We start from the raw sequence: 17,552 nt of genomic DNA, 5'->3' as shown, positions 1-17,552 counted from the left end.
CCAATCCAAATCGCAGTGCTTGGTTCGGATACTCCGAACCATATCCGCCGTGCCCCCTTCACGCGGTCCGGGCGCGGCGGAACCGGATGGGCGGGCTTAAAGCCACGCACCTTCACTCTCACAAAAGAAAAGGGCGCCCCGCGAGGCGCCCTTTCCAAATCCATCTCCCCACGATCAGTTCGGGATCAGGTCCGGTATGATCGACACGATCCCCGGGAAGGCCCAGAGCAGTGCCAGACCGACCACCTGGATCACCACGAAGGGTGCCACGCCACGGTAGATATGCCCGGTCGTCACCTGGGGAGGTGCCACCCCGCGCAGGTAGAACAGCGCGAAGCCGAAGGGCGGCGTCAGGAAGCTGGTCTGCAGGTTCACCGCGATCATGATCGTTACCCATTTCGGGTCCATCGTTCCGCCGTAGATCACCGGCCCCACGATCGGCACCACGATGTAGATGATCTCAAGGAAGTCGAGCACGAAGCCGAGGATGAACATCACCAGCATAACGATCAGGAAGACCTTGAACTCGGAGTCGAAGCTCTTGAGGAACTGCTGGATGTAATGCTCACCGCCAAAGGAGATCACCACAAGGTTCAGCAGCTGTGAGCCGATGAGGATGGTAAACACCATGCTCGTCACCTTCGCCGTCTCCCGCACCACGGGGCTCATCACCGAGCCGCGATAGAGCACCCAGACGCCGTAGAGCACGCCGAAGAAGGCGACCATGTAGGCGGTGAACGCCACGAGGAAGGCCAGCCAAGTCACCACCGTCACGGTTTCCTGATTGATCCGCAGGTCAAAGTTCACCCCGGCGAGGATCATCAGGATGGTGGCGTAGGTCGCGATCAGGATCACCTGCCCCGAGCGCCCCTCCTCCTTCAGCTTGCGATAGGCCGCCAGCATGATGGCCCCGGCCGCGCCAAGGGCGGCGGCGGGCGTCGGGTTGGTGATCCCGCCGAGGATCGACCCGAGCACGGCCACGATCAGCACCAGCGGCGGGAAGACCACCCGGATCAGCTCATTGCGCGAGAGCCGCCCGGCGGCATGTCGCATCGCCCAGATCACGATGATCAGCGGAATGAGGAGGATCACCAGCGTCTCCGCCGACGACATGCCGGAGTGGATCACGAAGGCATCAAGCAGGAGCATCAGGGCAATGCCCCCAGCGCCCACAGCCAGTGGCACCGGGCTGGCCGAGGGGGCTACCCCACGCGCCACGATCAGCGTGAGGCCGAAGAGCACCGCCAGCGTGGCCACGCCCGTGCCGATCGGCGGAGCGTTCGGCACCGGTGCGGCGGCCTCGGGGGCAGCTTCATCGGTGCCCTCTGCGCCGTCCGCCGGTGCGGCCTCCTCGGCAGCAACAGCCTCTGCGCCCGCGGCACGGGCCGCCACGGAGGCATCCCAGCGGTCCTGACCGTGCAGGTCGATCATCGCCGCCTGACACTGCTCGCTCACATTGGTCCGCAGCAGGCCACCTTCGACACCACTTGTCTCGGTCTGCACAGCCCGAACCACCTGGCTCCCAATCACCCCGACCTGCCCCAGCAGCACGGCGCCGCCGATCAGCACGATCGGCAGTGCAAGGAACCACGTCAGACCTTCCCGGCGGGTGATGATCTCGCCACCAGCGGAGCTTTCGAGTTGCACCGAGGGCGCCTTGGAGGGGTTCACCACCGCGTAACCAAAGGCATAGAGCGCGTAGAGACCCGCCAGCATGACACCCGGCAGCATCGCCGCCTGAAACAGCGTGCCGACCGACACCACTGCAGGCTTGCCCAGCAGCGTCAGCGCGTCAGAGCACCCGACAGACTGCGCGCGTGCCTCCTGCGCCGTGGAGTAAAGGTCGCCCGCAAGCGTGCCCAGAAGCACGATCACGATCGAGGGCGGAATGATCTGGCCCAGCGTGCCCGAGGCCGCGATCACACCCGTCGAGAGCTCCGGCGAATAGCCGTTGCGCAGCATGGTCGGCAGGCTCAGCAGGCCCATCGTCACCACCGTCGCGCCGACGATGCCGGTCGAGGCAGCAAGGAAGGCCCCCACCACCACCACCGAAACGGCAAGACCGCCGGGCAGCGGGCCAAACACCTTCGCCATCGTGGTCAGCAGATCCTCGGCAATCTTCGAGCGCTCGAGCACGATGCCCATCATCACGAACATCAGCACCGCCAGCAGCGTCTCGATGCTCTGGCCCGCAAAGACCCGCTCGTTCATCCGGTTCACCACGAACGACAGGTTCCGGTTGATCGCCTGCTCCCAGCCACCCTCGAAGAGCGGCACCTCGACCCTTGGCAAATCAGGGTATCGGAAGGTGCTCACATCGTCCCTGTGGACCCCTGTTGCAAGCACCTCGCGGTAGGCATCCGTGCCCGTGTCGATTGCCTGGTGTATCAGCACACCCTGCGCATCGAGCAGCGCGATGATGCCGAAAGAAATGATACCGGCGCCGCCGATGGCAAAGGCCACCGGAAAGCCGGAGAGAATGCCCCCGAAGAGACAAAGAAGAACGATCAGCAGGCCGATCTCGACGCCATCAAGTCCGAAAATCATCTGCCCAACCCCTAGTGCGTGCCTTCGTAGGCTTCTTCACCCTCACCGAGGGTGTCTTTATCCAGATATTTGCCGTCACTCTCCGGCCCTTCCACGAATTCGCGGTAGCTGCGGTAGAAGAAGGCGACCGCCTGAAGTAGCACCAATCCGCAGAAGGCGACCATCAGGATCTTGAAGAGGAAGTAGCCGTTGAACCCGTTCGGCGAGAAGCCGATGGTCTCGACGTTCCACTTCACGATCTTGGATTTGCGCATCAGCAGGTCCAGCCCCTCCGAGGCGCTGACCTTGGGCGTGATGAGCGAACGCCAGAGGAAGAACCATGCGTAGAGCCAGGTCAGCACGGCGACCGGCACCATGAAGAACAGGCTCCCGAACATGTCGATCACCTTCTTGGTCCGGTGGCGCACCACGGCGTAGATCAGGTCGACCCGCACATGGCTGCCCTGAATGAAGGCATAGGTGACGCAGAGCGCCACGATCATCGCGTTGTAAAGCTTGAGTTCTTCGGCAAACCAGCCGACCGACTGGGTAAAGCCAAAGCCAAAGGGCGCGATGGTGATCTCGCCGAAGCGGAACACCGACTGCAGGAATACGACCATCACCTGTTGCAGCACCATCAGCAGGCCAACCCAGGCCACGAGGCGCCCCACGCCGTTGGCGAACCACTCCAAGCCGCGGACGATCGCCCACATGAAGCGCGGCCAGATCAGGCCGATCACCGTCACCACGAGGAAAATATCGAAGACGGCGAAGAACAGCTCCACCGAGGCCCCGTAGTAGATGAAGCGCATCAGGCTTTCGCCGTTGCTCCAATCCAGCCACAGCCCCGGATGGGTGATCGCATAGAAGATATTGTAGAAGCCCATCCCGATGTTCTGGATGACCCACACGAGCGCGTTCCCCATACGCTCCTCTCCCCGCTTGTTGTGGAGCCCCGCGCCAAGGGCGGCGCGAGACCCGGTGTCATTGTTGCGTCAGGTCCCTTGCGGGCCTGCCTTCTGATTAAAGGTTCCGCGCCTCAGAGCGAAGACAGAACCCGGTCGCGTTGCCGCGTATAAGCGCTTTCTGCCCGCGAAAGCCAGCCCGAAGACGCCTTCATCGAGGCCTGCGCGCTCTCGTGAATTTCGCGGAACATGTCATCCTCAAGGTACTGACCCAGAACCGACATCGCACCGGCGCCAAAGGCGTCCCAGATGTCGTCGGCAAACTCCCGAACCTCGGTGCCGCCATCCTGCAGGCGCTGCAGCGCCGGGCCGTTGCTGGCGGTGAACAGGGCGTAGTTGGCCTGATGGCCTTCCGCCGTGGCGGTCTCGATCATCAGCTGCTGCGCCGGGGTGAGGCTGTTGAAGACCTCGAGGTTCATCCCGATCGACAGCGCCGGACCAGCCTCGTGGAAGCCCGCCGGATAGTAGAAGTCGCAGACCTCCTGCAGGCCCAGCTTCTCGTCCGACCACGGGCCGATCCACTCGGTCGCATCCAGCGCGCCGGTGGAGAGGGCCTGATAGATCTCACCACCCGGAAGCACCTGCACCGAGGCCCCCATCGAGGCGAGAACCTCGCCGCCGAGGCCCGGCATGCGGAACTTCAAGCCGTTGAAATCATCGGCAGAATTCACTTCGTTGCGGAACCAGCCACCGCCCTGCGCGCCGGTCTGACCGCCAAGGAACGGGCGAATGCCGAAGACTTCGCCAAGCTGCTTGTGCAGGTCCGCGCCGCCATCGGCGTAGTACCATGTCATCATCTCGGCGGCGGTCATCCCGAAGGGCACGGCCGCGAAGTAGGCCCAGGCCGGGTGCTGGCCGACCCAGTAGTAATCGACCCCGTGGTAGATGTCGGCCTGCCCCGACACGACGGCATCGAAGCTCTCGAAAGCGCCGACGAGTTCGCCAGCGGCCTTGGGCTCAACGGTCAGAGCGCCGTCGGTCATCTCGGTGATACGGTTGGCGAAGCGCTCCACGCTGTCCCACACACCGGCCAGGCCGCGCGGCCAGGTGGTGACCATGGTCAGGGTCCGGCCGCCTTGGGCCAGCGCCGGCGCGGCCAGTGTGCTGGCAGCTGCGGCACCGCCCCCGAGGGCGGAAGTCTTCAGAAATGAGCGTCGATCCACGGATTGTCCTCCTCTGGTGGATGTCAGGACGCGCCGGCGCATCCGAAGGCGCGGCGCAGGCCGCACCCTATCGGCAGAAAATATGCGCGCAACATCAACTTGCCCTTGTCATCCATTCTGAAATCCGCTCCGAACTTCATGCTTTTGTCGTGCGATTCTGCAGGCTTGCGCCTCAGAGCCGCTCCGGCATGAAAGACCGCGGGCAGTTCCCTGCCCGCGGCCGAAGGATTGCCGCCCCACGTGTGGGCGGCGCGTGGCTTACATCGCCGCCAGAACGCGGTCGCGCTGGGTGGCGTAGAAGCTGTCGGAGACCGAGAGCCAGCCCGAGGAGGACTTCATCGAGTCCATCGCGCTGGTGTGGATCTTCGCGAACAGGTCGTCCGAGGTGTAGCCCTGAAGCAGCTCGGTCGAGGCCTTGCCGAAGGCATCCCACACGTCCGGGGTGAACTCTTTCACCTGCGTGCCGCCAGCCTTCAGGCGCGACAGCGCCGGGCCGTTGTTGGCGATGAACTGGGCGTAGTTGGCCTGGTGCGCATCGGCGCAGGCCAGCTCGATGATCTTCTGCTGGCTCGGGGTCAGCTCGTTGAAGACTTCGAGGTTGGTGCCCACGGAGAGCGCCGCACCGGGCTCGTGGAAGCCGGCGGGGTAGTAGTAGTCGCAGACCTCCTGCAGGCCGAGCTTCTCGTCCGACCACGGACCGATCCACTCGGTCGCGTCCAGCGCGCCGGTCGACAGGGCTTGGTAGATCTCGCCGCCCGGAAGCACCTGCACCGAAGCACCCAGCTTGGAGAGCGCTTCGCCGCCGAGGCCGGGCATACGGAACTTCATGCCGTTGAAATCATCGGCAGAATTCACTTCGTTGCGGTACCAGCCGCCACCCTGGGCGCCGGTCTGACCGGCGATGAAGCCGCGCACGCCGAACACTTCGCCCAGCTCGTGGTGCAGCGCCATGCCGTCCTGGCCGTAGTACCAGGTCATCAGCTCGGGCACGGTCATGCCGAACGGCACAGCGGTAAAGAACGCCCATGCCGGGTGCTGACCGACCCAGTAGTAGTCCGCGCCGTGGTACATGTCGGCCTGGCCGGACACGACTGCGTCAAAGCTTTCCAGAGCGCCGACGAGTTCGCCAGCGGCCTTGGGCTCAACGGTGATCTGGCCATCGGTCGCGGCGGTGATGTTGTTGGCAACCCGTTCCACCGAGTCCCAAACACCGGCAAGACCGCGCGGCCAGGTGGTGACCATGGTCAGCGTCCGGTTGCCCTGTGCGTAGGCCGGAGCGGCCAGAGTGGTGGCCGCAGCCGCACCGCCACCAAGGGCGGATGTCTTCAGAAATGAACGACGATCCATCGTGTTCCTCCCATTTGTAGGCCCGGTCCTCTCCGGGCCTTTCCCTTCTTGTGCGGCGCAGCCTAGCGACAAGCCCGGGGATTTCAAATACCAACAACTGCGTAGAGAGCCGCCAAAGGCCTTGCCAGCCACGCGATGATTGACCTCCCCGTCCCGGCAGGCCACTCTCTCATCGCCCGTCAAAGCCCGGAGCCAGGCAGCTGAAACGCCTTCTGCGACATCTCGATATCCGCCTTGCTCCCAGCTACGCCCAAAAGCTCTTTCTGCTGGCAACCCTGCCGCTGCTGCTGGCAGTCTCGGCCATCTCGCTGCTGGTGATGCAGCAATCCCGCCAGCTCGCCGAACGCGAGATCGCGGCTCTCGAGACCCAGCTGATCGAGGCCAAAAAGGCCGAGCTGCGCAACTACGTCACCCTCGCCCGCGCCGCCTTCTATTCCGTATACGCCGCCGCTACCCCCAGCGACCGCGCCGCCAAGACCCGCGTCACCCAGATCCTCGCGGCAATGACCTACGGCACCGATGGCTACTTTTACGTCTACGACTACGAAGGCACCAATCTCGTCGCCCCGCTGCAGACCGAGCTGATCACCCGCAACTGGCAGGGGCTGGCCGACAGCGCCGGCACCCCCGTCGTCGACCGCTTGATCGAGGAGGCCCGCAAGGGCGGCGGCTACCACACCTATCTCTGGAAGAAGCCCTCGACCGGAGAGGAGGCGCTGATGATCTCCTACACCGGCGGCCTGCAAGATTGGCAATGGGCCGTCGGCACCGGTGTTTTTCTCGATGACGTTCTGGCCTCGGTCGCCGCCGCCCGCGCCCAAACCGAGGCGCGGGTCCGCTCCACCTTTTTGTGGATCGCCATCATCACCCTCGGCGCTTTGCTACTTGTGTTCCTGCCCGGCCTCGCGCTCAACATCTCCGAGCGGCGGCTGGCCGACAACAAGCTGAAGGCCCTCACCCAGCGGGTCTTCGACACGCAGGAGGAGGAGCGCGGCCGGGTCGCCCGCGAGCTCCACGATTCCATCTCGCAACTGCTCGTCGCCATCCGCTACGCGCTCGAGCTGGCCAAGCGCCGCATGGCTGCCGGAGACACCGCCGCCGTCGAAAGCCTCGACAAGGGGATTTCCGGCCTCAACGGCGCTATTCAGGAGGTCCGCCGCATCAGCCGAGACCTGCGCCCCGGCCTGCTAGATGACCTCGGCCTCGGCCCGGCCATTCAGGCGCTGACAGAGAACTTCGCCGCCCGCACCGGCATCGAGGTTGAGTTCGAAACCGTGGTCTTCCGGAACCGGCTGGACCAAGAGGCCAAGATCGCGCTCTACCGCATCGCGCAAGAGGCACTCACCAACGTCGAGCGCCACGCCGGGGCACAGCGCGTCACCGTCAATCTGCGCGGCCACCGGCGCGGCGCGCTCATGCGCATCGCGGATGACGGCAACGGCATCGGCGAGGTCACCTCAAGCCCCGAAAGTGCCGGCATGGGCCTGCGCAACATGGCCGAACGGATCGAGCATCTCGGCGGCACCCTTCGAGTCATGTCCAGCAGCAGCGGCACGGTGATTGAAGCTCAGGTCCCGTTGAGCCATATGCTGCCCCCCGAAGATGCAAGAGAGGCAAGCGCATGAGCCACCCCAGCCCCACCCGCGTGGCCATCGTCGACGATCACCAGATGGTCGCCGAGGGGGTGCAGGCGATCCTTCAGACCTATGACGATATCGAGGTCGTCGGCACCTTCGGCTGCGGGCAGGAGATCGTCGACGCCATTGAAACCCTCGCGCCCGATGTGGTGCTGCTCGACCTCAACATGCCCGGCCTCGGCGGCCTCACCGCCACCGAACTTCTGCTGGAGCGTCGCCCCGAAACGCGGGTGCTGATCCTCTCGATGCACGACAGCACCGGCTATATCTCCTCCGCCCTCTCGCATGGCGCGATGGGCTACATCCTCAAGGATGTGCCCACCGAAGAGATCAAGACCGCAATCGACACCGTCATGCGCGGCGAGCGCTACCTATGCACCGGCGCAACAGCCTCCCTGCGCCCAGCCACACGGAACGGGGTGGAACAACTTACCAACCGCGAGCAGACGATCCTGCTGCAGCTGGCACAGGGCAAATCGAACAAGGAGGTGGCACTGGCACTCGATATCTCGGTGCGCACCGTCGAGACCCACCGCAAGAACCTGCGGGCTAAACTGGGCATCTCCTCCACCGCCGGCCTCACGCGCTACGCAATGGAGCACGGGGTGTTGCAGGGCACGGGCAAGTTCTGACCGGGCTCAGCCGAGGCCGATGAACGACAGGATCGCGAGGACGATGACAACAAGGCCGACGAGGTAGATGATGCGGTTCATGGGGGTCTCCTGAGTTGCTGGGGGCGCCATGGTCCGGCATCGCAGAACCGGCGCGCGTTGGCTGCTCAACGTGCCCGGCGCCCGCGGGGTTCCCCCCTCGCCCCATCCGGCAACGCGCGAGACCACCCGCACCCCGCGCCCACAGAAACAAAATTACCCAATTTCCGCTCGCCGCGAAATTTTCTCCACAAACCCTGTTGACGCCCCCGCCGCCACGCCGTATCCACTTCGCACGAAAGCATCAGGAGACCCGGCAAGGTGGATACCCTTCTTGTCATCGTAGGAGAAAGGCGCATGGGCCGGTAACCACCGGAAAGCTCAATGACTTCACCCATGCGCCCCCGACCGAGATCGGGGGTTTTTTTATGCGAATCGAAGATGACGCCAGTTGAGAGGATCGAAAAAATGGCACGTCAGATGACCGGAGCAAAAATGGTGGTCCAGGCCCTGAAGGATCAGGGTGTGGAAGTCGTGTTTGGCTATCCCGGCGGCGCGGTCCTTCCGATCTACGACGAGATCTTCCAGCAGAACGACATTCGCCACATCCTCGTCCGCCACGAGCAGGGCGCGACCCATGCCGCCGAGGGCTATGCCCGCTCCACCGGCAAGCCCGGCGTTGTTCTGGTCACCTCCGGCCCCGGCGCCACCAATGCCGTGACCGGCATCACCGATGCGCTGATGGACAGCATCCCGATGATCGTCCTCACCGGGCAGGTGCCCACCTTCGCCATCGGGTCCGATGCCTTTCAGGAGGCTGACACCGTCGGCATCACCCGCCCCTGCACCAAGATGAACTGGCTGGTGAAAGACACCGACGACCTCGGCCAGACCATCCATGAGGCCTTCCACGTCGCCACCTCGGGCCGCCCCGGCCCGGTGCTGATCGACATCCCCAAGGATGTGCAATTCGCCTCCGGCACCTACACGCCGCCCGCCAAGATGCAGTCGCACTATGCGCCCAAGGTGAAGGGCGATGCCGAGATGATCACCGCGCTGGTCGAGGCAATGGAAGAGGCCGAGCGCCCGATCTTCTACACCGGCGGCGGCGTCATCAACTCCGGCACGGCGGCCTCCCAGCTGCTACGCGAGTTCGTCGATGAAACCGGCTTCCCCATCACCTCCACCCTGATGGGCCTCGGCGCCTACCCGGCTTCCGGCAAAAGCTGGCTGGGGATGCTGGGCATGCATGGTCTCTACGAGGCCAACCTCGCCATGCACGGCTGCGACCTGATGATCAACATCGGCGCCCGCTTCGACGACCGGATCACCGGGCGCGTGTCGGACTTCTCGCCGCACAGCCAGAAGGCCCATATCGACATCGACCCAAGCTCGATCAACAAGGTGATCCATGTCGATATGCCCATCGTCGGCGATGTGGCCCATGTGCTCGAAGACGCCCTCCGCATCTGGAAGAGCCGTGGCCGCAAGACCAACAAGGCGGGCCTCGAGAAATGGTGGAAGCAGATCGCCGATTGGAAAGCGGTGCGCTGCCTCTCCTACGAGCCGTCGAAGAAGACCATCAAGCCGCAATACGCGCTGGAGCGTCTGGAAGCTCTCACCAAGGGCCGCGACCGTTACGTGACCACCGAGGTCGGCCAGCACCAGATGTGGGCCGCCCAGTTCCTCGGGTTCGAAGACCCCAACCGCTGGATGACCTCCGGCGGGCTGGGCACGATGGGCTACGGCTTCCCCGCCTCCATTGGCGTGCAAATCGCCCACCCCGATGCGCTGGTCATCAACGTGGCGGGCGAGGCAAGCTGGCTGATGAACATGCAGGAGATGGGCACCGCCGCGCAGTATCGCCTGCCGGTCAAGCAGTTCATCCTCAACAACGAGCGTCTGGGCATGGTTCGCCAATGGCAGGAGCTGCTGCACGGCGAGCGCTACTCGCACAGCTGGTCCGAAAGCCTGCCCGACTTCGTGAAGCTGGCTGAAGCCTTCGGGGCCAAGGGCATCTGCATCTCCGACCCCGCCGATCTCGACGACGCGATCATGGAGATGCTGGAGTATGACGGCCCGGTGCTCTTCGACTGCCTCGTCGAAAAGCACGAGAACTGCCTGCCGATGATCCCCTCGGGCGAGCCGCACAACAAGATGCTGCTTTCCGGCGCCTCCACCTCCGACGCCATCAAGGAAGGCGGCGCGGTCCTCGTCTGATCACGCATCCCAGCGGCGCCCGTCCCCCCGGCGGGCGCCCTGCACCGGGCCTTTCCCATGTCGCACTACATGCGCTTCTTCTTCACCAGCCCCGCGCCCGGCCTTGCTGATCTGGCCGCCGCGCTGCCATCCACCCTGCCCCGCCACAGCCTGCGCCACCTCGCACCCGAGGCAGGCCCGCGCGAGGCCGAGCTTTTCGCCGGTGAGACCCTCTGCGCTGCGCTCGACCTCACCCTGCCCGACAAGCCGCTCTTCGCAGATGAAACAGGCGAGTTCATCGAGGCGCTGGATGCCGGCAAGGGCCAGGGCGACGTCGCCCTCGTGCGCGGCGTGCTCACAGGCTGCACCGCCATCCTCGCGGCGCAGGTGCTCTGGCAGGGCCGCACCACCGACGAGGTGATGGATGATCTGGACCCATTCTGGGATTGGGTCGCCAGTCAGCACAAAGGCCTGCTTCAGGCCGATACCCAAGGCTTCTTCGAGGGGTATGACCGTGTCCTCGCGCTCTGAACTAGTGCTCCACCTCTTCCCAGCGGCCATCCGGCGCCATGACGCTCACCACCTGCACCCCCGCCTCATCGGTGGCGGCCACCACCACCGGCCCCTCGGCGCCGTCGGTCTCCTCGATCAGCGCATCGAGCAACTCGCAATGGTAGGTGTTGCACAGCCCCGCCCGGTAGCTGCGCGGCAAGCTGCACCCCATCGGCCCCTGAAACAAGCAGCCCCCCTCACTGCTCTCTTCGGGAAAATGGGCCTCATAACACGCCAGCAGCGCCTCGCGGGTCAGCCCCGGCTCCGCCCGGCGAAACCCCTGGATCGTGCCCAGCTTCACAAAGGCCATCTGGCTGTAGCCCCGGATACAGCAACTCCCCCGGCAACTGGCACAGGCCGGACCCACCACATCGGGCTCCTCCGGCTCCTGCGCCACCCGGTCATAGACCGCGCCAATCTCGGCCTCGTCAACACTGAAAGCCTCGTCACAAAGCGCCGCGACATGGGCCAAAAAAGCCGCACGTCGGCTCTCTTCCGCAGGCACCAGCACCGGCACCCTGTGCGGGACGGCGCAGAGCAGGGGCGCCTCGCCCGTCTCGGCCTCGACGCGCTCCAGCACCGACGCCACCGCCCCGGCCACGGCCTCCCGCGCCACCTCGGCCTCGCGGCGCCGCTCCACTGCGGCCTCTTCCGCCAGCGCCCGGCTGCGGGCCACCGCACAAAGCGGAGCGCCGCAATGTCCGATTACATCCAATCCCTGTGCGGCTGCCTCACCCCCACAATAGGGGCAGGGCCGCCCCGGCCCGTCCATCGCACATTCCCTTGCGTCAACCTCGCAAGGCTACGCCCCACACCCGCCATTGACAATCCGCGGCCCAGCCGCAAAACCACGCCCAGATCGAGGAGGAGCCAAACATGGCCGCGCTGAAATTGAAAAAAGGCCTGTCGAAGCACTCGGCCTACGACCTCAAAGACCCGAACGCCGAGGTGATCGAAACCCACACTCTCGCGGTGCTGGTCGAGAACGAGGCGGGCGTTCTGGCACGTGTCATCGGCCTGTTCTCCGGGCGCGGCTACAACATCGAGAGCCTCACCGTGGCCGAGGTGGACCATGAAGGCCACCGCTCTCGGATCACCATCGTCACCACCGGCACGCCCTCGATCATCGAGCAGATCAAGGCCCAGCTCGGCCGCCTCGTGCCGGTCCACGATGTTCACGATCTCACCGTAGAAGGCCCCGCCGTCGAGCGTGAACTGGCCCTCTTCATGGTGGCCGGTGAGGGCGAAAAGCGGGTCGAGGCGCTGCGGCTGGCCGATATCTTCCGCGCCAATGTGGTCGACAGCACGCTTCAGAGCTTCATCTTCGAGATGACCGGCCCCTCCGAGAAAATCGACGCTTTTGCCGACCTGATGCGTCCTCTCGGCCTCACCGAGATCGCCCGCACCGGCGTCGTGGCGCTCTCGCGCGGCGAAAAGGGCTAAGCGCACGCGCAGGGCGGGAAGCCTCCCGCCCCTGCCCTCGCCTCAAACCTCTGGTTACTTCTCCAGCACCAGCGCCGTCCGGCAGCGGAACAGTCCGCGCCGGTCCATCGCCCGTGCCATCGCCGCCGGATAGCTCCGCCGCGCCTTGGCAGCCGAGCTCCGACACTGCCCCAGCGCATGCGCCTCCGCTTGCGAGCCGCGCGGCAGGTTGGTCGCCGCGCCCCAAGCGCCCTCGGGCGCCGCGGCGAATGCCGTCCAACGGCCCCGCTGAAGCTTGTTGAACCGGTCGACCATCACGTTGGCCAAGGTGCCGGAGTTGTCAAAACGCCCATTCGGCCCCTCGTTCACGCTCCGCGGCGCGATCACGGCATGCGGCACACAGCGCGCCTGCGCCTTCCGCTCGCAGCCCATCCGGGCGATGGTCTGCGCCGCCGCCATCGAGCTGGCCCCCGCATGCCCGTAGGCTACATCGCCCGTCGTGCTCACGTAGAGCGCCCCGTAGTAGTCATACGACCGCCGAAACGACGCCAGTTCGGCTTTCTGCTTCGGCCCAAGCGCCTTTACGGCGTCAATCGCAATGCGCCCTGCGGTTTCAAGCCGCACCTGCGCCGCAACCTGCTGGGGCATCACAAGGCTCATAACGGCCACTGCGGCAATTCTGGCAAAAGGTGTCATCGGTATTGCTCCGGTTTGTCTCCTCGATTGCACCGGAGTGTTTCACCTTCCTGTGTCAACTCTGAGGCAACAGAATGCCCGGACCCCGGCAATTGCCGCCAAATTGCCCCATCGCGCAGCCAAAATGCGTCAGCCACATACCAGCGCGCGCCAAACTCCCCTTCCGGCCATAGCGTGAGCCGCAGCCCCTCCGGGTTTGCGCAGTTCAGCAGCGGGTAGTTTCCCGGGTCCACGCTGAACCGGCACCACAGCGCCTCACCGCCCATCCGGCCCGCAAGCACGAACGCCTCCCCGATCCGGGCATAATCAAGCCGCCCGGCGCCAAGGTCGCAGCCGCGCAACTCCAACCCCTGCAACACCACCTCCAGCCGCACCGGCGCATTCAGCGCCCGCCCCGCGCTGTCGACCCCGACCAGCGCATAGAGCCCTTCAAAGAACAGCGGCTCCGGCGCATCCTCAAACCCCGGCACCGGCTGTGCCCAAACCGCCCCCGCCATAACCAGCCATGCCGCCAAGGCCCGCATCGCCGCACCCTCTTGTTGCCACCTGCCCCCCAGTGTATCCGACCCCCGACCGCATTCCAGACGCGAAAGGCTGCCCATGATCCCCCGTTACGCCCGCCCCGAAATGACCGCCATCTGGGAGCCCGCCACCAAGTTCCGCATCTGGTACGAGATCGAGGCCCACGCCTGTGACGCGATGGCCGATTTGGGCGTCATCCCGCGCGAGAACGCCGAAGCCGTCTGGAAGGCCAAGGATGTCGAGTTCGACGTGGCCCGCATCGACGAGATCGAGGCCGTCACCAAGCACGACGTGATCGCCTTCCTCACCCATCTTGCCGAGCATGTCGGCAGCGAGGAGGCGCGCTTTGTCCACCAGGGCATGACCTCGTCCGACGTGCTCGACACCTGCCTCAACGTCCAGCTCACCCGCGCCGCCGACATCCTGCTTGAGGATATGGACGGCCTGCTCGCCGCGCTGAAAAAGCGCGCCATCGAGCACAAAGACACCGTTCGCGTCGGCCGCTCCCACGGCATCCACGCCGAGCCCACCACCATGGGCCTCACCTTCGCCCGCTTCTACGCCGAGATGGACCGTAACAAGGCCCGCCTCTCCGCCGCCCGCGACGAAATCGCCACCGGCGCGATCTCCGGCGCCGTCGGCACCTTCGCCAACATCGACCCGGCGGTTGAAGAGCACGTCTGCGCCCAGCTCGGCCTCAAGCCGGAGCCGATCTCCACCCAGGTGATCCCACGCGACCGCCACGCCATGTTCTTCGCCGTGCTAGGTGTCATCGCCAGCAGCATCGAGAACGTCGCCATCGAGATCCGCCACATGCAGCGCACCGAGGTGCTGGAAGGCGCCGAATTCTTCTCGATGGGCCAAAAGGGCTCGTCGGCCATGCCCCACAAGAAGAACCCGGTCCTGACGGAAAACCTCACCGGCCTCGCCCGCCTCGTGCGGATGACGGTGATCCCCGCGATGGAAAACGTGGCCCTATGGCACGAGCGCGACATCTCGCACAGCTCCGTCGAGCGCGGCATCGCCCCCGATGCCACCATCACCCTCGACTTCGCCCTCAAACGCCTCACCGGCGTTGTCGACAAGATGCTGATCTTCCCCGAGAACATGCTCGACAACATGAACAAGTTCCCCGGCCTCGTCATGAGCCAGCGCGTCCTCCTCGCCCTCACTCAGGCCGGCGTCAGCCGCGAAGACGCCTACGCCATGGTCCAGCGCAACGCGCTCAAGGTCTGGGAAGAGCGCGTCGATTTCCGCGAGCAATTGCTGGCCGACGAAGACGTGGTCAAGGCGCTCGGCGTCGAGGCGATCAACGAGAAATTCGACATGGGCTACCACACCAAACACGTCGACACGATCTTCAAAAGGGTGTTCGGTTAAATCCATCCCGTCCATTTTCTTGCTGAAAATACTCCGGGGGTGTGGGGGCAGCGCCCCCACCGTCCCAACATTTCTGCAGGAACACACGGTCAACTAGTGTTTCAGATAATGCCACACCCGTAGGTCAGGATCTGTCCCGCCCGCTTAGGTTTCCGGCTCAGGCTCCACGTAAACGCCCTGTTCCTTCAGCGCGTCCACGACCTCTTTCGGCATATAGGTCTCGTCGTGCTTGGCCAATATCTCGGTCGCCTTGAAGACACGCCCGTCATAGCTGCCGGTGCCGACCATCCCCTGCCCCTCTGCAAATAGGTCCGGCAGGATCCCGGTGAACTCAACCGGCACCGTCGCGCCGCCATCGGTGACAGAGAACCGCACGGTTTCGCCCTCACCGCGGACGATCGTGCCCTCTTCCACCAACCCGCCGATGCGGAAAACCTCGTTCGGCGCAGGCGGGCTTTCCATGACCTGGCTTGGAGAGCGGAAGAAGTTGATGCCATCGCGAAAGCCGTAGCCGATCAGGCCTGCCGAAAGCGTCAACGCAAGCGCAGCCACCATGAGCACCTGCACCCGCCGTTTCTTCTTCAGCCCTTTCAATCCGGCCATCCCATCCTCCTCACGGGAACAGCGGGGCCATCGTCAGCCCCTCGGTCTCCTCCAGCCCCAGCATCAGGTTGGCGTTCTGCACCGCCTGCCCGCTGGAGCCCTTGGTCAGGTTGTCGAGCGCGGCAAACACCGTCGCCCGGCCTTTCGCCCGCTCCTGCGCCACGCCCAGATGCACCATGTTGCTGCCCCGGATCGAGCGGGTCAAGGGCACCTGGCCCATGGGTAGCACATGGCAGAACGGCTCATCTTGATATGCCTCAACCAGCGCCGCATGGAGCGCCGCCGCCTCGCCCTGCACGTAAGCCGCCGAGAGGATGCCCCGGTTTGCAGGGATCAGCGTGGGGGTGAACTGCACCCGAACCTCGCGGCCCGCCGCCTTGCTGAACTCCTGATCGAACTCCCCCAGATGCCGGTGCTTGCCGCCCGCCGCATAGGGCATCCAGCCCTCGCTCAGCTCGGCATGCAACAGGTTCTCCTTCAGGCTCCGCCCGGCGCCCGAAACCCCCACCTTCATGTCGAGGATCACGGAGTCCGGGTCGATCAGCCCGCCCTTGAACAGCGGCAGCAGCGAGAACAGCCCGGTCGCCGCATTGCAGCCCGTGCCGGCCACAAACCGCGCGCCCTTGATCTCGTCGCGGTAAAACTCGGTCAGCCCGTAGACCGCCTCCTTCTGCAGTTCCACCGCCTGATGCGGCTGGCCATACCACTTCTCGTATGCCGCCGGATCGCGCAGCCGGAAGTCGGCGGAAAGATCCACCACCTTCAGCCCCTCGGGCAACCCGGGGATCACCTGCTGCGAGGTCACATGCGGCAGGGCGGCAAAGCAGAGGTCGATCTTGCCAAAGTCGATCTCGTCGATGGTGACAAGCTGCGGCAGGTCGAGATGGGCCAGATGCGGAAACACGTCACGCATCTCCATCCCCGCCTTCCGGTCGGCGGCAAGGGCGGCCACCTCCATACCCGGATGAGAGGCGATGATCCTGACGAGTTCGGCGCCGGTATAGCCGGAGGCGCCCAGAATGGCGATTTGTGCAGTCATTGGTCTGTCCTTGGTCTTGCGAGTGATAAGTTGAATTCAGGCGTTCTGAAATTCAACTTTTCGTCGCAGAAACCGCGTGGCCTGATCCGTCACCTTGCGCGGATCGCCCGTGGTCAAAAACTTGGTCTCTTCGCCGCTGCCCCGCTTGTCGGGGTGACGGGCAAGATAATCGGCCAGACTGTCGGCCACGATGCTGGCCTGGCTGTACACGCTCACCTCAGGCCCGAGCGCCTCCTGAAAGGCCTCTTCCATGATCGGGTAATGCGTGCAGCCCAGAATGGCGGCCTGCGGCTGGGGCATCTTGCGCTTCAGTGCGTCCACATGGGAGTGCACCAGCGCCTCGGCAAGGATCATGTCACCATCCTCGATGGCATCCACTACCCCGCCACAGGCCTGCGCCTCGACATCCACGCCAATCGCCCGGAAGGCCAGCTCACGCTGAAACGCGCGCGAGGCCACCGTGGCGGGGGTGGCAAAGAGCGCCACATGCTTCACCGCCACCTCGCGCGGGGGCGAGTTGTCGCCCCACTGACGCTCGGTCAGCGCCTCGATCAGCGGCACAAAAACGCCCAGCACCCGCTTGCCCTCGGGCACGCCGGCCTCCTGCATTCGCCGCAGCGCGGCGGCCGAGGCGGTGTTGCAAGCAAGGATCACCAGATCGCAGCCCTCGGCCCAAAGCCGCTCCACCGCCGCCTTGGTCAGGTCGTGGATATTGTCGGCGGTGCGCACCCCATAGGGGCTGTGGGCGTGATCGCCAAAGTAGACAAACGCCTGATCGGGCAGCCGTTTCTGCACCGCATCCAGCACGGTGAGGCCGCCAATCCCTGAGTCGAATACGCCAACCGCCATCC

At 64.9% G+C, this 17,552-nt stretch carries 16 protein-coding genes; 6 read left to right on the top strand and 10 right to left on the bottom strand.

Annotated elements, in window-relative coordinates:
- Nucleotides 1–174: 174 nt before the first annotated feature.
- The 4 genes from KUV38_RS05860 to KUV38_RS05845 all read right to left on the bottom strand — a co-directional run bounded on the left by KUV38_RS05860 (nucleotide 175) and on the right by KUV38_RS05845 (nucleotide 6,001).
- Complete coding sequence (locus KUV38_RS05860) at nucleotides 175–2,547, bottom strand: TRAP transporter large permease subunit (RefSeq protein ID WP_222469152.1); 2,373 nt, start codon at nucleotides 2,545–2,547, stop codon at nucleotides 175–177.
- An 11-nt stretch (nucleotides 2,548–2,558) separates the two neighbouring features.
- The gene (locus KUV38_RS05855) at nucleotides 2,559–3,452 is read right to left on the bottom strand and encodes a TRAP transporter small permease subunit (protein ID WP_222469151.1); all 894 of its coding nucleotides are present in this window, start codon (nucleotides 3,450–3,452) and stop codon (nucleotides 2,559–2,561) included.
- A gap of 113 nt (nucleotides 3,453–3,565) precedes the next feature.
- Nucleotides 3,566–4,654: a TRAP transporter substrate-binding protein gene (locus KUV38_RS05850; RefSeq protein ID WP_222469150.1), complete on the bottom strand. Its 1,089-nt coding sequence runs from the start codon at nucleotides 4,652–4,654 to the stop codon at nucleotides 3,566–3,568.
- Between the two features lie 258 nt (nucleotides 4,655–4,912).
- Complete coding sequence (locus tag KUV38_RS05845; protein ID WP_222469149.1) at nucleotides 4,913–6,001, bottom strand: TRAP transporter substrate-binding protein; 1,089 nt, start codon at nucleotides 5,999–6,001, stop codon at nucleotides 4,913–4,915.
- Nucleotides 6,002–6,318: 317 nt separating this feature from the next.
- Between KUV38_RS05845 and KUV38_RS05840 the strand changes: the two genes are divergently transcribed.
- The 4 genes from KUV38_RS05840 to KUV38_RS05825 all read left to right on the top strand — a co-directional run bounded on the left by KUV38_RS05840 (nucleotide 6,319) and on the right by KUV38_RS05825 (nucleotide 11,018).
- The gene (locus KUV38_RS05840) at nucleotides 6,319–7,626 is read left to right on the top strand and encodes a cache domain-containing protein (protein WP_222469148.1); all 1,308 of its coding nucleotides are present in this window, start codon (nucleotides 6,319–6,321) and stop codon (nucleotides 7,624–7,626) included.
- Entirely contained in the window at nucleotides 7,623–8,270 is a 648-nt protein-coding gene (locus KUV38_RS05835; RefSeq protein WP_222469147.1) for a response regulator transcription factor, read from the top strand. The genes KUV38_RS05840 and KUV38_RS05835 overlap by 4 nt, the downstream gene beginning before the upstream one ends.
- Nucleotides 8,271–8,756: 486 nt before the next feature.
- The gene (locus KUV38_RS05830; RefSeq protein ID WP_222469146.1) at nucleotides 8,757–10,508 is read left to right on the top strand and encodes an acetolactate synthase 3 large subunit; all 1,752 of its coding nucleotides are present in this window, start codon (nucleotides 8,757–8,759) and stop codon (nucleotides 10,506–10,508) included.
- A gap of 57 nt (nucleotides 10,509–10,565) precedes the next feature.
- Nucleotides 10,566–11,018, top strand: a complete 453-nt coding sequence (locus tag KUV38_RS05825) for a hypothetical protein (RefSeq protein ID WP_222469145.1) — start codon at nucleotides 10,566–10,568, stop codon at nucleotides 11,016–11,018.
- A 1-nt stretch (nucleotide 11,019) separates the two neighbouring features.
- Here the strand turns inward: KUV38_RS05825 and KUV38_RS05820 are convergent, their stop codons facing one another.
- Complete coding sequence (locus tag KUV38_RS05820; protein WP_222469144.1) at nucleotides 11,020–11,754, bottom strand: hypothetical protein; 735 nt, start codon at nucleotides 11,752–11,754, stop codon at nucleotides 11,020–11,022.
- 161 nt (nucleotides 11,755–11,915) lie between these two features.
- On the opposite strand from KUV38_RS05820, the gene ilvN reads away from it, so the two are divergent.
- The gene (ilvN, locus tag KUV38_RS05815) at nucleotides 11,916–12,482 is read left to right on the top strand and encodes an acetolactate synthase small subunit (protein WP_222469143.1); all 567 of its coding nucleotides are present in this window, start codon (nucleotides 11,916–11,918) and stop codon (nucleotides 12,480–12,482) included.
- A 54-nt stretch (nucleotides 12,483–12,536) separates the two neighbouring features.
- Here the strand turns inward: ilvN and KUV38_RS05810 are convergent, their stop codons facing one another.
- Both KUV38_RS05810 and KUV38_RS05805 read right to left on the bottom strand, forming a co-directional pair.
- A complete protein-coding gene (locus KUV38_RS05810) occupies nucleotides 12,537–13,121 on the bottom strand; it encodes a hypothetical protein (protein ID WP_222469142.1) in 585 nt (194 codons plus the stop codon).
- A 32-nt stretch (nucleotides 13,122–13,153) separates the two neighbouring features.
- Nucleotides 13,154–13,681, bottom strand: a complete 528-nt coding sequence (locus KUV38_RS05805) for a hypothetical protein (RefSeq protein WP_222469141.1) — start codon at nucleotides 13,679–13,681, stop codon at nucleotides 13,154–13,156.
- Between the two features lie 76 nt (nucleotides 13,682–13,757).
- Here KUV38_RS05805 and purB point away from each other — a divergent pair, with 76 nt between their 5' ends.
- A complete protein-coding gene (purB, locus tag KUV38_RS05800) occupies nucleotides 13,758–15,059 on the top strand; it encodes an adenylosuccinate lyase (RefSeq protein ID WP_222469140.1) in 1,302 nt (433 codons plus the stop codon).
- 144 nt (nucleotides 15,060–15,203) lie between these two features.
- Here purB and ccmE read toward each other — a convergent pair whose 3' ends face one another.
- The 3 genes from ccmE to murI are packed head-to-tail and all read right to left on the bottom strand — an operon-like array spanning nucleotide 15,204 to nucleotide 17,550.
- A complete protein-coding gene (gene ccmE, locus KUV38_RS05795; RefSeq protein ID WP_222469139.1) occupies nucleotides 15,204–15,662 on the bottom strand; it encodes a cytochrome c maturation protein CcmE in 459 nt (152 codons plus the stop codon).
- Between the two features lie 10 nt (nucleotides 15,663–15,672).
- Complete coding sequence (argC, locus tag KUV38_RS05790) at nucleotides 15,673–16,701, bottom strand: N-acetyl-gamma-glutamyl-phosphate reductase (protein ID WP_222469138.1); 1,029 nt, start codon at nucleotides 16,699–16,701, stop codon at nucleotides 15,673–15,675.
- Nucleotides 16,702–16,737: 36 nt separating this feature from the next.
- A complete protein-coding gene (murI, locus tag KUV38_RS05785) occupies nucleotides 16,738–17,550 on the bottom strand; it encodes a glutamate racemase (protein ID WP_222469137.1) in 813 nt (270 codons plus the stop codon).
- Between the last annotated feature and the right edge of the window lie 2 nt (nucleotides 17,551–17,552).

The organism is Vannielia litorea, from assembly GCF_019801175.1.
Classification (GTDB): Bacteria; Pseudomonadota; Alphaproteobacteria; order Rhodobacterales; family Rhodobacteraceae; genus Vannielia; species Vannielia litorea_B.
Note: the sequence above shows the minus strand (reverse complement) of the source record. Positions and strands in the feature narration are given on the sequence as shown.

Coding starts and splice junctions, on each gene's coding strand:
- purB (WP_222469140.1), top strand. CDS start 13,758: ATGATCCCCCGTTACGCCCGCCCCGAAATGACCGCCATCTGGGAGCCC.
- KUV38_RS05835 (WP_222469147.1), top strand. CDS start 7,623: ATGAGCCACCCCAGCCCCACCCGCGTGGCCATCGTCGACGATCACCAG.
- KUV38_RS05810 (WP_222469142.1), bottom strand. CDS start 13,121: ATGAGCCTTGTGATGCCCCAGCAGGTTGCGGCGCAGGTGCGGCTTGAA.
- argC (WP_222469138.1), bottom strand. CDS start 16,701: ATGACTGCACAAATCGCCATTCTGGGCGCCTCCGGCTATACCGGCGCC.
- ilvN (WP_222469143.1), top strand. CDS start 11,916: ATGGCCGCGCTGAAATTGAAAAAAGGCCTGTCGAAGCACTCGGCCTAC.
- KUV38_RS05860 (WP_222469152.1), bottom strand. CDS start 2,547: ATGATTTTCGGACTTGATGGCGTCGAGATCGGCCTGCTGATCGTTCTT.
- murI (WP_222469137.1), bottom strand. CDS start 17,550: ATGGCGGTTGGCGTATTCGACTCAGGGATTGGCGGCCTCACCGTGCTG.
- KUV38_RS05845 (WP_222469149.1), bottom strand. CDS start 6,001: ATGGATCGTCGTTCATTTCTGAAGACATCCGCCCTTGGTGGCGGTGCG.
- KUV38_RS05825 (WP_222469145.1), top strand. CDS start 10,566: ATGTCGCACTACATGCGCTTCTTCTTCACCAGCCCCGCGCCCGGCCTT.
- KUV38_RS05805 (WP_222469141.1), bottom strand. CDS start 13,681: ATGCGGGCCTTGGCGGCATGGCTGGTTATGGCGGGGGCGGTTTGGGCA.
- KUV38_RS05855 (WP_222469151.1), bottom strand. CDS start 3,452: ATGGGGAACGCGCTCGTGTGGGTCATCCAGAACATCGGGATGGGCTTC.
- ccmE (WP_222469139.1), bottom strand. CDS start 15,662: ATGGCCGGATTGAAAGGGCTGAAGAAGAAACGGCGGGTGCAGGTGCTC.
- KUV38_RS05830 (WP_222469146.1), top strand. CDS start 8,757: ATGGCACGTCAGATGACCGGAGCAAAAATGGTGGTCCAGGCCCTGAAG.
- KUV38_RS05840 (WP_222469148.1), top strand. CDS start 6,319: ATGCAGCAATCCCGCCAGCTCGCCGAACGCGAGATCGCGGCTCTCGAG.